Origin of the sequence: Novosphingobium sp., from assembly GCF_019748365.1 — a bacterium.
Taxonomy (GTDB): domain Bacteria; phylum Pseudomonadota; class Alphaproteobacteria; order Sphingomonadales; family Sphingomonadaceae; genus Novosphingobium.
Map to the genome: position 1 here is coordinate 1 of NZ_JAIEPN010000120.1, position 15264 is coordinate 15264.

General features: G+C 65.6%; 13 protein-coding genes and 1 pseudogene. 7 read left to right on the top strand and 7 right to left on the bottom strand.

Annotation, left to right across the window (positions count from 1 at the left end; genetic code table 11):
• Positions 1-215 precede the first annotated feature (215 nt).
• Positions 216-3038 (bottom strand): TonB-dependent receptor, encoded by a 2823-nt coding sequence (locus tag K5Q19_RS14260; RefSeq protein WP_292946310.1) that lies wholly within the window; start codon positions 3036-3038, stop codon positions 216-218.
• A gap of 165 nt (positions 3039-3203) precedes the next feature.
• Between K5Q19_RS14260 and K5Q19_RS14265 the strand changes: the two genes are divergently transcribed.
• Positions 3204-4082, top strand: coding sequence for an alpha/beta fold hydrolase (locus tag K5Q19_RS14265; RefSeq protein WP_292946313.1), 879 nt, complete (start codon positions 3204-3206; stop codon positions 4080-4082).
• Here K5Q19_RS14265 and K5Q19_RS14270 read toward each other — a convergent pair.
• Positions 4045-4953 carry a LysR family transcriptional regulator gene (locus K5Q19_RS14270; protein WP_292946316.1) on the bottom strand — a complete coding sequence of 303 codons (909 nt, stop codon included), beginning with the start codon at positions 4951-4953 and terminating at the stop codon, positions 4045-4047. The two genes, K5Q19_RS14265 and K5Q19_RS14270, sit on opposite strands and share 38 nt — an antisense overlap.
• 110 nt (positions 4954-5063) lie before the next feature.
• Here K5Q19_RS14270 and K5Q19_RS14275 point away from each other — a divergent pair, with 110 nt between their 5' ends.
• The 5 genes and pseudogenes from K5Q19_RS14275 to K5Q19_RS14295 all read left to right on the top strand — a co-directional run bounded on the left by K5Q19_RS14275 (position 5064) and on the right by K5Q19_RS14295 (position 9103).
• A complete protein-coding gene (locus K5Q19_RS14275; protein WP_292946319.1) occupies positions 5064-5744 on the top strand; it encodes an isochorismatase family protein in 681 nt (226 codons plus the stop codon).
• Positions 5741-7099: an MFS transporter gene (locus tag K5Q19_RS14280; protein WP_292946322.1), complete on the top strand. Its 1359-nt coding sequence runs from the start codon at positions 5741-5743 to the stop codon at positions 7097-7099. The genes K5Q19_RS14275 and K5Q19_RS14280 overlap by 4 nt, the downstream gene beginning before the upstream one ends.
• 48 nt (positions 7100-7147) lie before the next feature.
• A pseudogene (locus K5Q19_RS14285) lies at positions 7148-7480 on the top strand (hypothetical protein).
• Between the two features lie 211 nt (positions 7481-7691).
• Positions 7692-8573, top strand: a complete 882-nt coding sequence (locus K5Q19_RS14290; protein WP_292946326.1) for an LOG family protein — start codon at positions 7692-7694, stop codon at positions 8571-8573.
• 8 nt (positions 8574-8581) lie between these two features.
• Positions 8582-9103 (top strand): GNAT family N-acetyltransferase, encoded by a 522-nt coding sequence (locus K5Q19_RS14295; protein ID WP_365759657.1) that lies wholly within the window; start codon positions 8582-8584, stop codon positions 9101-9103.
• Here K5Q19_RS14295 and thiD read toward each other — a convergent pair.
• From thiD to glmM, 3 genes are read right to left on the bottom strand one after another with little or no spacing between them, the layout of a single operon-like run.
• Positions 9082-9834 carry a bifunctional hydroxymethylpyrimidine kinase/phosphomethylpyrimidine kinase gene (gene thiD / locus K5Q19_RS14300; protein ID WP_292946332.1) on the bottom strand — a complete coding sequence of 251 codons (753 nt, stop codon included), beginning with the start codon at positions 9832-9834 and terminating at the stop codon, positions 9082-9084. The two genes, K5Q19_RS14295 and thiD, sit on opposite strands and share 22 nt — an antisense overlap.
• Positions 9831-10055: a DUF1272 domain-containing protein gene (locus K5Q19_RS14305; RefSeq protein ID WP_292946335.1), complete on the bottom strand. Its 225-nt coding sequence runs from the start codon at positions 10053-10055 to the stop codon at positions 9831-9833. The genes thiD and K5Q19_RS14305 overlap by 4 nt, the downstream gene beginning before the upstream one ends.
• An 11-nt stretch (positions 10056-10066) precedes the next feature.
• Positions 10067-11404, bottom strand: coding sequence for a phosphoglucosamine mutase (glmM, locus tag K5Q19_RS14310; RefSeq protein ID WP_292946338.1), 1338 nt, complete (start codon positions 11402-11404; stop codon positions 10067-10069).
• Positions 11405-11484: 80 nt separating this feature from the next.
• Here glmM and K5Q19_RS14315 point away from each other — a divergent pair, with 80 nt between their 5' ends.
• Positions 11485-12810, top strand: a complete 1326-nt coding sequence (locus tag K5Q19_RS14315; protein WP_292946341.1) for a cation:dicarboxylase symporter family transporter — start codon at positions 11485-11487, stop codon at positions 12808-12810.
• On the opposite strand, the gene K5Q19_RS14320 is transcribed toward K5Q19_RS14315, so the two are convergent.
• Positions 12800-13948 carry an AI-2E family transporter gene (locus K5Q19_RS14320; protein ID WP_292946343.1) on the bottom strand — a complete coding sequence of 383 codons (1149 nt, stop codon included), beginning with the start codon at positions 13946-13948 and terminating at the stop codon, positions 12800-12802. The genes K5Q19_RS14315 and K5Q19_RS14320 overlap by 11 nt on opposite strands.
• Before the next feature lie 110 nt (positions 13949-14058).
• Entirely contained in the window at positions 14059-15231 is a 1173-nt protein-coding gene (locus K5Q19_RS14325) for an N-acetyltransferase (RefSeq protein ID WP_292946346.1), read from the bottom strand.
• Between the last annotated feature and the right edge of the window lie 33 nt (positions 15232-15264).

A 15264-nucleotide genomic window follows, 5' to 3' on the forward strand; every position in this document is an offset into this window, starting at 1 on the left:
GTCTAGCAGGACTGGCCCATTTTTAATCCGGTGCTACCGGCCGATCCGTGGCCCCTTTTATTCCCGGTGTTCTCACTCCGGCGGGACATCGACCGTTTCCATGCGCATGGGCAGCCCCAAGCTGGCGAATCGGGCGTTGAAGAGCGCGGGAGACTTAACCCCGGCGACGGGATGACCGATCATGGCAATCCGATCAGACATCCCGCCGGGCCCGATCAGAACCTGGTGCGAGCCTGAACGTAAAGGAACCGGCCGCGCACATCGTAGAGGCCGCCTGCCGTGATGCCGCCACTGCCGATCAGCCCCGAGTTCGAGAATTCAGTGATGATCGGCGGATCCTTGTCGGTGAGGTTCTTCACGCCGAGGTCGAGGGTGAACCGCTTGCCCGCCTGGAACGAGATCTGCAGATCATGGTACCAGTAGATCGGGATGCGGTTATTGGGATCGGCGAGATTGGCTGGGCTGTTGCCCTTGAGCGTCGCGCCCAGAATGCGCGCCGAATAGGCCAGATTGACCGGACCGAGCGAGAAGGCGGTCGTCGCATTGGCCTGATCGGCGATCGCGTCGATACGTCCGGTCAGATCGAGCGGCGTCGCGCCGGCAAAATCGGTGCGCGAGCGCTTGAACAAGTGCGCATAGTTCACGTTGAAGGCGATCTTCAGCGCACCGATCGAGGTGGCGGCGCGGGCCTGCACGTCGATGCCGCTCACTTCCTCGCGCGAGATGTTGAACAGCTGCGTGGTGATCGCCTGCAATTGCCCGCCGGATGCCCGCGTGATGAAGGGGCAGAACTGCGCCGCATCGGGATTGGTGCCATAGCACTGCGAGACGACGATGTTCGGCACCAGCGAGCCGATCACGTTGGACAGGCGGATGCGGTAATAGTCGACCGAGAGATTGAGCCCCAGCGCCGACGGCACCGAGAAGATCGTGCCGACCGTGAACGTCTTGGCGGTTTCAGGCTGCAGCGCGTTGTTGCCGCCGCGGCGGAGGCGGATGACCGAACCCGTCGATGGGTCCTCGGTGATCACATAGCTGCTGCCAAGCAGCGTGGTGCACGCAGACGGCACGACGAGCCCGGCATCGGCAATGCCGTTGTTGTTGAAATCATTGGCGCAAGGATCGCGCAGCGTGCCGGTCGTATCGCTGACGGCCGAGAACAGTTCGTTGACATTGGGCGCGCGGATGGCGACCCCGTAGGACGCGCGCAGACGCATGAAGGGGACGGGTTGGAACGAGCCGTTGACACCCCAGGTGAACTGGCCGCCCACTGTGTTGTAATCGGAATAGCGCGCCGATCCGCCGAGCTCGAGCTTGTCGTCGAGCAGCGGCAGGCGCAACTCGCCGAACACTTCCGCCACCTCGGTGCTGCCCTGCGTCGCGGTGATCTGCCGGATGCCGTTCGAGCGGTCCCGCAACGAGGGATGGACGTTCGTGGACGTGCTTTCGCGCCGATATTCGCCGCCCAGCACCGCCTTGAGATTTGATCCGAACAGCGGGAAAAGATTGCCGGAGAGATATCCGGACACGACATGCTGTTCGTTGGTGGTGGTCGACTTGACGTTGGGAATGAGCGTGTAGTTGATGAACTGCTGGCTGAGATTGCCATTGCCGAACGGATTGAACGGAGTGCAGCCGAGCGCCTGGTAATCCACTCCGGCAAGGCCGTAGACGCCGTCGCCCAAAGCGCAATTGTTGAGCGCGGCCGCGATGCGATTGCGATCGATCGAAGGCCCGTCCTCCTGCGTCGCCTTGACCCGGCCATACTGATAATAGGCCTCGAAATCGAACCGCCCGAGCGTGCCGTTGATCCCGATGGCGGTGCGATAGAGGTCGCGATCGACTTTGGCGTAGCGCGTGCCGTATTGCGTCACGCGCCGGGTCGTGCCGGTGCCGCCGATCAGCGCTGTCGCGCCGACCGAGTTCAGGAACGGCGCCAAGAACGGATTGGTGGTCGGCACGGGCGGCAAATCGAACTGCGCCGCATTGACCGAGCGGAAGAAGAAGAACTGCGGTTCGAAGTTCACTTCCGCCTTGGTGTTGGCATAGCTGCCTTCCCAGAACACGTTGAGGCTGCTCGACACTTCGTAATCAAGCTTGCCCGAGGCGACAAAGCGGCGGTTGGCCGTTTGCAGGTTGCGATCGAACACGCGCTGATAGCGATAGGCCGGTCCGGTCGCGCCGGTCGTCCAGGGGATCGTGCCGGTTGGGGTGATCACGAACGCGCCAACATTGGTGGTGAACGGACCGCTTTCGACAGCGGCCGAGCCAGTGGAGAAGCCGAACCGGTTGGTCGCCCCGTCGCCTTCCACCCAGGATCGATCGCGCCCGAAGATCGGCCCGCGATCCGAATACTCGACGGCCGCGAGATAGCGCAGCCGATCGCCGAGCTTGCCGCCGTGGACGATCCCGCCGCTCAGCTCCCGCCCGTCGCCTTCACTCGTAATGCCGGCGCGAACGTTGGCCTCGGTGCCGTCGAACTTGCGGCGGAGGATGATATTGACGACACCCGAGACCGCGTCGGCACCATAGACCGCCGAGTTCGCGCCGGTCACCACGTCGACACGGTCGATCATGCCGGCAGGAATCGAATTGAGGTCGACCGCGCTCGTGCCCGGATCGCCCGCAACATGCCGGCGCCCGTTAACCAGCACCAGCGTCCGCTGCGGGCCGAGATTGCGCAGGTTGATGAGCTCCGTGCCGATGTTGAAGCCGGCATTGGCGCTGTTGATGTCCTGATTCTGGCCGCCGAAGGCGTTGCCGAACTGGGGCAGTTCGTTGACCGCATCCGACACGGTGATGACGCCCCGGCTCTGGATGTCCGCGCCAGTTATGGCGCTGACCGGCTGGGTCGAAGTGTCGTTGGGGCTCCTGATGCGGGTGCCCGTCACGACGATGCCTACGCTGTCCTTATCAGCATCGGGCGCAGTCGTTTCTGCAGGCGGATTGGTCTGGGCGCGGGCGGGCTGCGCTGTGGCCGCCATGATCGCGATCACTGCCGACGCGAGTGCCATGGCAGTTTCGGTGCGCTTTCTCATAACCCCCTCCTGATGCAACGACCCGTTTTGCGGTCATTTCAGGAAGCCTAGTTCGCCAGATATGTAGCACGAAATACATTGATTACGCCGTTTGATAACCTGAAGGTATCACACGAGCGAACATGGTATTGGCGGGCGTTTGCCATCGCTGCTTCCAATAATGTGATGGAACGCTTGCTGCGACAGACCGCGATGGGGGACGACGGGGGCGCCGACAAGGCCGCGCCCACTGCCACCTTGCCGCGTCCCGGCCTGAACTGCCGCGCAATCAGCCGGACCGATCAGCATCCCCGCTCCTTTGCCTGCGCCATCCTCCTGCACGGATGGGGAAGTTCATCGCGATTCTGGACCCGCTTCGCGCCATTGCTCGACGCGGATTTCATCATCAGCCCGGACTTGCGGGGCTTCGGGGCGTCGCAAGGCGAAGGCGAACTGGCCGATTTCGCGCAGCATGTTGCCGATGTCCGGCTGCTTGTCGATCGGATCGCGGGGCGCGGGGGGCTGGTGATCATCGGCCATTCCTATGGCGGCCTGATCGCGCAGGAAGTGGCCGTGACGCGCCCGTCCGGCGTGGCGGCGATGGTGCTGTTGAGCACCCAGTCGCGCGCGGAGACCTTCACGCTGACCGAAGCCACGAGGGCGCTGATCGGGTCGATCCGGGATGCAGCTTCACGGGCGGCGGCGCTGCGCCGGTTGATACCGCGCTATTATCGCCCCGGCAGCTTGAGCGATGCGGAAATCGCCGCGCTGGTTGAGGATGGCTGCCGGGCGAGCCCGGACGCGCTGCGAAGCAGCCTGCTGTCCGCGGCCGCGGCGAAGCCGCTTGGCGAGCAGGCCTTGCGCGCGGCCGACATGCCGGTTCTGGCGCTTGGCGGGGAATTCGACATTCTGCCGGAAGGCGCGGCGGCAAGGGTCGCCGCGGCGTTTCCCGGCGGCACGGCCGCAGCCGTCGCCGGGGCAGCGCACTGCGCGGCCTATGATCAGCCGGAACGGCTCGCGGCCCTGATCAATCCCTTTCTGAACCGAGCCCGAGCGTCGCAATAGAACGGCGCAAGGCGCCCTCGAACGTGCGCAGCGCGACCGAGGACGCGACGGTGCTGTTTGTATTCAGATAGATCTTCATGCCGGCGGAGATATCGAGCGGACGTACGACCAGACGCGGGTAGACATCGCCCGTGGTGGTGAACTGATCCACCACCGAGACGCCAAGGCCGAACTCGACCAGCGCACAGGCCGTTTCCGCAAAGCGGATGATGGTGCGCGGGCGATAGGTCGTCCCCGCTTTCTCGAACGATTGCGCGATGATGCTGCCGTGCGGTGTGCTGGTTTCAAACCCGATCAGATCGAACGGGGCAAGATCGCGCGGGTTGATGGTGGCCTGTTCGGCCAGCACATGATCGCACGGCAGGATCGCGACCAGTCCGCCGCTGCCGACGATCGTCGAGGTCACCATCGGGTGTTCGACGGGAAAGATCGTGACGACCGCCTCACCATAGCGCCAGGTGAGATAATCGACGACCTGATCGGTCGAGAGCACATCGAACTGCGCCGGCATCAGCGGCTTGTCGGCAGCCATCGTGGCAAGCACGTGCGGGATGATGTAGCGTCCTAGACTCGGCGAGGCGGCGATCTTGAGCGTGTGGCCCTCACCTTTACCGATGCGATCGGTCGCGGACTTCATCTGCTCGATCTGGCGATAGATCGGCTCGATTTCGGCAAACAGGGTCTGCGCCTCGGCCGTGGGGACGAGCCGCCCCTTGCGCCGATCAAACAGCGCCACACCCAGCTTGTCCTCGACATGGCGAATCAGACGGCTGAGGCCGGGCTGCGACACATGCAGGATGCCGGCCGCGCCATGGAGGGTGCCCGCGACCATCACCGCACGGAACACCTCGATCTGGCGAAGGCTCATCATATCGATAACCTATCATTATCTTTGACCGCATCAATCGTATTCGACAGCATCGACTTGTGCCGCCACTTTGGACCGCGACAGGGCAAACATCCGCCAGGCAGCACAGGATCATGGCCATTCACGCAGCATCCGCCACGACACGGGAAGTGCCCCGGATTGCGCCCTATCCGCTCCCCGGCGCGGAAATGCTCAAGTTCAACCGCGTCGATTGGGCGATCGACCCGCGCCGCGCCGCCTTGTTCATCCACGATGCACAGAATTACTGGATCCGCCGCTTCGAAGATCCGGGCCCGATGATCGCCAATATCCTGCGGCTGCGGTCAGCCGCGCGGCGCGCAGGCATACCCGCGATCTTCTCTGGCGGGCGCTATGGCGACACGCGCGAAATGCGCGGCCTTGCCTATGACATGTGGGGGCCGGGCATTGGCGGCTATTCCGGCAACCGCCCGGACGATGCCGCGATCATACCGGAACTGGAGATGGACGAGCGCGATCTCTACATCGAGAAGGCCCGCTACAGCGCCTTTTTCAAGACCGGGCTGGCGGCACGGCTTGCCGAACGGGGGATCGACCAGTTGATCTTGTGCGGGGTTTACTGCCACCATGGCTGCCTGCTGACTGCGGCGGATGCCTATATGCGCGATATCAAGGTGTTTTTCGTGGCCGACGGATCGGCCGACCATAACCGCGCCTATCACGAAATGGCGCTGTCGATCATGGCCGATCTGTGCGTCAAGAACGTGCTGACCGACGAGGTCTGCACGGCGCTTGGCGAAGGGGTCGGCGCTTGACGGCCATTGCGGGCGATGCGGGTGAGGAAGGATCCGGCTCGCTCTTGCTCGATGCGCCGCTGACCGCGCGGCAGGCCATCGCCATCGCCATGTGCGTGCTGCTCAACGCGCTCGACGGGTTCGATGTGCTGTCGATGAGCTTTGCCGGGCCAGGCATCGCGGCGGAATGGGGGCTGGACAACGCCGTGCTCGGCTGGGTTCTCTCGATGGAACTGATCGGGATGGCGGCGGGCTCGATCCTGCTGGGCCAGGTGGCGGACCGCATCGGGCGGCGCCCGATGGTGCTTGTCTGCCTTGCCATCATGGCAATCGGCATGGCGGCGACCACGCAAGCCGGAACAGTGACCGCGCTGGCGCTGACCCGGCTGGCGACGGGGTTCGGAATCGGCGGCATGCTTTCGACCAGCAACGCGCTGGTTTCCGAATATGCCAACCGCCGTGCACGCGGCACCGCCGTCGCGCTGATGGCGGCGGGCTTTCCGCTGGGCGGCATCATCGGCGGCACGATCATCATGCCGATGCTGGCCGGCGGCGGGTGGCGCATGATCTTTCTGTTCGGGGCCAGCGTGACGGCGCTGAGCTTGCCGCTGGTCCTCGCGCTCTTGCCGGAATCGCCCGATTTCCTGCTCGCGGCACGTGCGCCCGATGCATTGGCGCGGGTGAACCGCGCGCTGGCGCGGCTCGGCCATGCCGCGCTGGACTGCCTTCCCGCCGCGAGAGCCAAGGCCAGCAGGGTGGCCATCGCCAGACTGTTCGAGGGCAAGATGGCGTTCGTCACACTCGCGCTGACAGCGGCCTATTTCCTGCACATTCTCGCGGTCTATTTCCTGCTGAAATGGCTGCCCAAGATCGTGGTCGACATGGGCTATCCGGCGACGACCGGCAGCGCCGCGCTGATCGCGGTCAACATCGGCGGACTGATCGGCGGCCTTGTGTTCAGCCTCATCCTGCTCCGTGCGCAGCCACGCCTGCTGCTCATCGTGTTCCTGCTCGGTTCTGGCTGCGGCTATGTCGTGTTCGGCCTGCAGAGCGGTTCGCTCGATCTGATGCGCTATGCCTCGGTCGCTGCAAGCTTCTGGGCGAATGGCGCAATGGTGGGTATCTACGCGCTTGCGGCGATCTCCTTCCCGCCCGAAATCCGCAGCGGCGGGGTCGGCTTCGTCATCGGGGTAGGCCGCTTCGGCGCGGCGCTGGGCCCGGTGATCGGCGGCGCGCTGTTCGCGATGGGAGTTTCGCTTGTCCTGGTCGCAGCGTTGATGGGTCTTGCCAGCATTTCCGCGGCAGCCATCGTGGCAGCGCTCCCCTCGACCAGGTCGTGCACTCATAAGTCGCCAGCCATGCGGGGTGAGGTTTGATTCAAGCTCCCGGAAAGGGAGTTGAGGATGAGCTAGCGTCGCTACGAGTTGTCGGATTTCGAGTGGCCGGTGATCGCTCCGTTGTTGCCGAACAAGCCGCGCGGGCTGCCGATCACGCTCAAGCTAAAGCCCGGCCAGCGCATGACGGTCGCAGCGCCGCAGACATGCTTGCGACCCTCGGCAATGGAGATGTGCTGCTTGCCGAACGCGGCTATGACAGCGACGCGCCTCTACCGCTATCGCAACATGGTCGAGCGCTTCTTCAACAAGCTCAAACACTTCCGCGCCATCGCCACCCGCTTCGAACAGCACGCTGTCACCTACCTTGCGCTCGTCAAACTCGCCGCGTCAAAAATCTGGATGCGCTTCATGCGCCGGTGACCAAGAGTCAGGACCGCGCGATTTCCTTCCGGGGCGCAGCAGAAAAATTTCGCTGCAAAGCCACCCCTCCACAACCCGTGACCGTTCATGCCGCCGACAGGGGGCTGTGGCACCGGGATCGGCCCGGTTCGGCGCATTCTCTCGCGCGCGAAATGGCACGCCGGAAGGATCGCCCATTGCGATTTGGTGCGCCGCTTGCGACATCCAGACCATGACCGAAGAAGAAATCGCTCACGAGCTCTCCCACCGCAAATTCTACAAGGCCGAGCAGGAAGCCGGCTTTGTCGAGGCGCACCAATACGTCACTCCGCAGCAGCAGGATCCGGCCTACCGGCTCGCGTTCCGCGACACGGACTTCCTGCTGCGGGAGGAACTGCGGCCGATCCGCTTCCAGCTGGAGCTGCTGAAGCCGGAGATGCTGCTGGATGAAGCGGGGATCGGCTCGACCCTCGTGATGTACGGCTCAGCGCGCATCCCGGCACCGGAAGAAGCGGATGCGGTGCTGGCGGCGGCGACGACGCCTGAGAAGCGGCTGGTCGCCGAGCGGCTGATCGCCAAGGCCCGCTATTACGAGGAAGCGCGCCGGCTGGCACAGATCGCCAGCCGCAGCGCGGTGGTGGAGGACGGCAAGCGCCACTTCGTGATCTGCTCGGGCGGCGGCCCTTCGATCATGGAAGCGGCCAATCGCGGCGCGGCGGATGTCGGCGCCGAATCGATCGGGCTCAACATCACGCTGCGGCACGAACACACGCCCAATGCCTATGTGACGCCGCACCTCTCGTTCCAGTTCCATTACTTCGCACTGCGCAAGATGCATTTCCTGCTGCGCGCGCGGGCGGTGGCGGCGTTTCCGGGCGGCTTCGGCACCTTCGACGAGCTGTTCGAGCTGCTGACCCTGATCCAGACCGGCAAGATGCAGCCGATCCCGATCCTGCTGTTCGGTGCGGATTTCTGGGGCCGGGTGGTGAACTTTGCCGCGCTGGCCGAGGAAGGGGTAATCAGCCCGGCGGACCTTGGCCTGTTCCACGTGGTCGAGACGGCGGAGGAAGCCTGGGGCCATATCACCGCCTTCTACGGGCTCGATCTGGACTAATCGCCTTGGTGGAGATCCGGACGGAGCGTCTGCTGCTAAGACCGGCCCGGGCCGATGACCTTGACGCCTTGCACGCCATCATGCGCCAGCCGCGCGCGATGGCCTACTGGTCGACCCCGCCGCATGATACGCTCGCGGCGACGGCGGACTTCCTCGATGGCATGATGACGATCCCGGCGGGGGACGGCGAGGACTTCGCGCTGGAGCATGAGGGCCGCCTGATCGGCAAGGCGGGGCTCTATCGCTTTCCGGAGATCGGCTACCTGCTCGATCCCGCCTGCTGGGGCCGCGGGCTGATGCGCGAGGCTTTGACGGCGGTGATCGCGCGGGCCTTTGCCGTCCATCACCTGCCGCGCATTCAGGCCGATGTCGATCCGCGCAATGCGGCCTCGCTGGGGTTGCTGGCGCGGCTGGGCTTTCGCGAGACGCACCGGCAGGCGCACACCTGGCTGGTGGGCGAGCAGTGGTGCGACAGCGTCTATCTCGTGCTGGACGCGGCGGACTGGGATCAGGACCGCAGCACGGCATAGTGCCCGAGCGGCCCGTGCCCGGCGCCGAAGCCGGGGGCGGCGGTGAGGGCGGCGCGGACGAACTGGCGGGCCTGCGCCACCGCATCGGCGAGGGACAGCCCGCGGGCGAGGTGGGTGGCGATTGCGCTCGAAAGCGTGCAGCCGGTACCGTGTGTGTGGCGCGTTTCGATGCGCGGCGCGGTCCACACCACGTCCTCAGTGCCGGGCACGGCAAGCCGGTCGGTCACTTCGGGTCCTTCGGCATCGCCGCCCTTGCCGAGCCAGGCAATGCCGCGCGCACGCAGCGCCGCTTCACCGCCCAGCGCGGCCAGTTCGGGCACGTTGGGCGTCGTCAGTGTGGCGAGCGCCATGAGCCGTTCGAACGCGGCGATGGTGGCGTCATCCGCCAGCGCGGCACCGCTGGTGGCGATCATCACTGGATCGAACACGATAGGGACTTTGAGCTGCTCCAGCCGTTCCGCGACCAACACAGCAATCTCGGGCGAGCCGAGCATCCCGATCTTGACCGCATCGACGCCGAGATCGCCCGTACAGGCATCGATCTGCGCGGCAACCATCGCGGGGCTGGCGGCCTCGATCAGGCGCACGCCGGTCGTGTTCTGCGCGGTGAGGGCCGTCACGGCGGTCATCGCATAGCCGCCGAGCATGGTGATCGTCTTGATGTCGGCCTGGATGCCGGCGCCGCCACCTGAATCCGAACCGGCGATGGACAGGACGCGGGGCGCGCTCATCCCTTGAATTTTCGCACCGTCGATGGCGGATACTTGGTGTGCAGGGGCTTGGCGCGGCTGGGGCGGTCCATCAGTTCGCCGCCGCAGTTGGGGCAGCGATCATCGAGCGCTTCGGCGCATTCGGCGCAGAAAGTGCATTCGAACGAACAGATGAACGCGCCAGGGGCCTCGGCCGGAAGGTCGGTGCCGCAGCGTTCGCAATCGGGGCGCATTTCGAGCATGCAGGTTCTCCTCAGGCGGCCTTGCGCACCGCATCGCAAATCGCATCAACCACTTGCGCCACCTCGCGCGCGTCGTCACCTTCGGCCATGACGCGGATCACGGGCTCAGTGCCCGAGGGGCGGATGACAAGGCGGCCACGCCCGGCAAGCTGGGCTTCGGCCTCGGCAATCGCGGCCTTCACGCTCTCCGCCTCCAGCGGCTTGCCCCCGGCGAAGCGCACATTCTTGAGCAGTTGCGGGACAGGATCGAACAGGTGCAGCGTTTCGCTGGCGGGCTTGCCCGAAGCGACCAGCGCGGCGAGGACCTGCAGCGCCGCCACGGTGCCATCGCCGGTCGTGCCGTGGTCGGTCAGGATCATGTGGCCCGATTGCTCGCCGCCGACGTTGTAGCCGCCTTCGCGCATCTTCTCGAGCACGTAGCGGTCGCCGACCGCGGTGCGTGCGAGTTCGAGGCCGAGACCGTTCAGATAGCGCTCCAGCCCAAGGTTCGACATGACAGTCGCGACCACGCCGCCGCCCCGCAGCTTGCCCTGCGCGTGGAGGCGCCCGCCGATCAGCGCCATGATCTGGTCGCCGTCGACGCTCGCGCCCTTCTCGTCGACCACGATCAGCCGGTCCGCATCGCCATCGAGCGCGATGCCGATATCGGCGCGCACTTCGCGCACGCGGGCCTTCAGCGCATCGAGGTGCGTCGAGCCGACCCCGGCGTTGATGTTCTTGCCGTTGGGCTCGACGCCGATGGCGATCACTTCGGCGCCAAGTTCCCAAAGCGCCGAGGGGGCCACGTGGTAGGCCGCGCCATTCGCGCAATCGACCACGATGCGCAGGCCATCGAGCCGGACGTTGTGCGGGAGCGAGCCCTTCACCGCGTGAATATAGCGGCCGCGCGCATCCTCGATGCGGCGGGCGCGGCCGACGTCGTTCGCATCGGCGAGCGGCAGCTCTTGCTCAAGCATCGCCTCGATGGCGAGCTCGTCCTCGTCCGAAAGCTTGAAGCCGTCGGGGCCGAACAGCTTGATGCCATTATCCTCGAACGGATTGTGGCTGGCCGAGATCATCACGCCGACATCGGCGCGCATCTCGCGCGTCAGCAGCGCGACGGCGGGCGTGGGCATCGGCCCCAGGAGCACGACGTCCATGCCGACGCTGGTGAAGCCCGCGGTCATCGCGTTTTCCAGCATGTAGCCCGAAAGGCGGGTGTCCTTGCCGATCACCACGCGGTGGCGGTGATCGCCGCGCAGGAAGTAGGTGCCGGCGGCCTGGCCGACTTTCATCGCGGTTGCCGCTGTCATGACCCCGGCGTTGGTCCGGCCCCGGATCCCGTCAGTACCGAAGAACTTGCGTGCCATTGGCTGAAACTATTCCCTGTCAGAAGCGCCTGTGCGGCGCGGATTGCCATATGCCCCTACACGCTTAATGTCACCGACCCATGAACCAAGCGATTAACGATACGTCATCCGCCGGCGCAGCGGGTTCCTCCAGTACCCTCCCCGAGATCACCCGTGTGCCCACTTTGTGGACCTTCGTGGGGCTGATCGCGGGCCTGGGCCTGGGTCTTCTGCTCACCATGCGCGCGCCGGGTGCGCTGGCGCCGGTGCTGGCGGTGGCGGAACCGCTGGGCGACATGTGGCTGCGCGCGCTCAGGGCAACGATCATCCCGCTCGTTGTCTCGCTGCTGTTCATGGGCATGGTGCAAACCGTGGCAGCGGCGCGAGCGGGCGCGATGGCGCGGCGGGCGCTGGGCTGGTTCTATCTTGTCCTTGCGGGCGGCTCGGCGATGGCCGCTTTCGTGGTGCCCGCGCTGCTCGCGCTGATCCCGAGCCCGCCGGGCGCGGCAGAAGCTCTGCGGTCGAGCATGTCTGCGGCCATTTCGCAGGAGGCCGGACCCCTGCCGGGCGCGGGCGATTTCGTCGCTTCGTTCGTGCCGGCCAATGTCTTTGCCGCGGCGGCGAACGACGCGATCCTGCCGCTGCTGCTGTTCACCGCGGCCTTCGCCGTCGCGGCAGCGCGGCTCGGGCTGCGCCAGCGTGACAGCTTGCTGACGTTCTTCGAAGGCGTAGGCGGGGCGACGCTGATCGTGGTCGGCTGGATCCTGTGGACCGCCCCGGTCGGCGTGTTCGCCCTGAGCTTCGCGGTGGCGGCGCACACCGGCGCGGCGGCCATCGGGGCGCTGGCGCATTATGTGCTGATCGTGACGCTGACCGGGACGGTAATGTTCCTCAGCGCCTATCCCATTGCCGTGCTGTTCGGCCGCCAGCCGCTGGGCGCCTTTGCCCGCGCGGTGATCCCGGCGCAGGCGCTGGCGCTATCGACGCAGTCCTCGCTCGCCTCGCTTCCCGCCATGCTCGGCGCCTGCCGCCAGCTCGGCATCCGCGACCGCGCCGCCGAGTTCACCCTGCCGCTCGCGGTTGCGCTGTTTCGCGGGACGGGCCCGGCGATGAACTTCGCCGTCGCGATCTACCTCGCGCACTGGCTCGGCGTGCCGGTCGATACCTGGCACATGGTGGCGGGCTTCGCGGTCGCCTCGGTGATGAGCTTCGGCGCGGTCAGCCTGCCCGGCGCGATCAGCCTCGTCACCTCATGCGGGCCGATTGCTTTGGCGATGGGCGTGCCGGTCGGGCCGCTGGCGCTGCTGGTGGCGGTGGAAGTGCTGCCCGATCTCATGCGCACGCTAGGCAATGTGACGCTTGACGTCGCGGTGACTGCGGTTGTCGATGCGATGCCTGGCCTTGAGGACGAGCAGGCTAGCGATTGATCGCCGGCGCGGGCCGGAACAGCGGTTCGCCCAGCAGGAAGCCGATCACGTTGGGGCGGCCGAGATTGTCGAGCAAGGCTTCGATGATCAGCAGGATCGGCACCGAAAGCAGCGCGCCGGGCACGCCCCAGATCCACGAGAAATAGCTGATCGCGACGAGGATCGAGACCGGACTCACCGTCAACCGCGCGCCGAGGATCGCGGGGGTCACGAAGTTCGCTTCGATCGCATGGAGCGCGAGGAAGGCGAGCACAGGCACAATGCCCACCGCCATGGAACTCGCCGTGCCGAGGCCGACAAGTCCCAGCAGTGCCATCATCGCCAGCGGGCCGAGATAAGGCAGAAAATTGAACACGAAGGCAAGGCCGCCCCACATGATCGGCGCGCTCAGGCCGAAGGCATAGGCGCCCCCCGCAACGATCACGCCGACGCCGAGATTGATCAGCGCGACGGTGAGCAGATAGCCCGCCACGCGGTCCTGCACATCGCGCATCACGCGGGCAATGCGGACCGAGGCGTTCACGCTGTCGCCATCGCGGGCGAGGCGGCGGCGCACCCGCAGGCGCGTTTCGATCATGAAAAAGCTCATCAGCAGGGTGACCAGCGTCTCGAGCACCACGCTCGGCGTAGCGAAAGCGACCTGCTCGATCACCGAGGGACTGGCGAGCACGACCTCGCGCGGGCTGTGGCCCATGAGGCGCGCGAGCTGACGGTTGAAATCGTTGATCCACGCCAGATTGCCGCGCCATTCGGCAAAGCGGCGGCTGACCACCGTCAGCATGTCGGGCACCTGATCGACCATGGCGAAGGCGGGCTGGAGGATCAGCGCGAGCGCCAGCACGATGACGCCCGCCATCGTCAGCATCGCGAGCAGCGAGGTCAGCATGTCGGGCAGGCCGAGGCGGCACAGCCGGTCAGCCATGGGGGCGAGAATGATGGTGATGACAACTGCAGTAACCGGCGGCAGGAACACCACCGCGCCGATCGAGAGCACGAAGGGCAGCGCGAGAAACAGCCCCGCCATCAGCAGCAGCACGATCGCCGATTGCAGCCGCGCGCGCGCATCGCCCGCCCATTCGTCGGGCAGGCGGGGCACGGCGGTGCCGGTGTCCGGTTCGGGATCGGGCATGTCAGCCATCTCGGGCTGGTATCTGGACCCCGCATGTGGCGGGATCAAGGCGTCTCTTTGGCGAAGCGCGCGAAAGAGCGCGCTTAGGGCCGGTGCCGCAACCGAACCGGCAGGTTCGCCTAAAGCCCCTTGCCGTAGATCACGTATTCCTTGTTGACCTTGCTATCGATGGCGTCGGCGATGGCGACCATCCCCTGATTGTCATCGAGGATCCAGCCGATCTCGCCGCGCGTCGAACCATACCGCGCAACCGAATTGCGGCGGATATATTCGATCATCATGAAGGCGAGCTGGCTGGCAAGGCGCGAGGCCTGAAGCTTCTTGCGCACACCCATCAGCGGCACGCGCATGGTGCGCACGCGCGGATTGCGCAGCCACAGCAGCAGCTTGGCCCAATTGAACGGGAACAGCGAGCCGCCCATGGGTTTGAGCACTTCGTTGAGATCGGGCAGTGTCATCATGAAGGCCACCGGCTCGCCATCGTATTCGGCGATCATGATGAGATCCTCGCGCACGATCGGTTTGAACTTCTTGCCGGCGTAGGCGATCTCGGTGTCGGTGAAGGGGACGAAGCCCCAGTTGTCCGACCAGGCATCGTTGAGGATGTCGAGGATCAGCTTGGCCTCGGAATCGAACTTGCTCTTGTCCACGCCGCGGATGCGGATGCGCGGGTTCTTTTCGCCCGAGGTGACAATGCGCTGGATCAGCGGCGGGAATTCCTTGGTGATATCGAGCTCGTAAGTAAGCAGCGACTTGGCATGGGTATAGCCCAGCGCCTCGATATAGGCCGGGTAGCGCTTGCTCTGGTGACCCATCATCACGGTGGGCGATTGCTCGAAACCGCGCACGAGCTGGCCCGGCTCTTCCCAGATCGACATGGAGATGGGCGCGAGCACGCGGTTCATGCCCTTCTCGCGCAGCCAGTCCTCGGCGCGGGTGATCAGTGCGCGGGCCGTCGCCTCGTCCTCCGCCTCGAGCAGGCCCCAGTTGCCTGTGCCGGGGCCCATGCCCTGCACAGGGTCCATGGCGACGGCGAGATGATCGATATGCGCCGAGATGCGCCCCACCACTTTGCCTTCGCGGCGCGCGAGGAACAGCTGGACATCGGCATGCTCGAAGAACGGGTTCTTGCCCGGCGTGATGAGCTCGATCGCTTCCATGCGCAGCGGCGGGACCCAGGCGGGATCGCTTGCGTTGATGCGATAGGCCAGGTCCACAAAGGCAGTCCGGTCGGCCTTGCCCGAAACCGGTGTGATGCTTACTTCGCCTGTGGTGTCTGCGGTGCCGGCCACGATATTGCCTTTGTTTGTAGCTATCGGAAAATT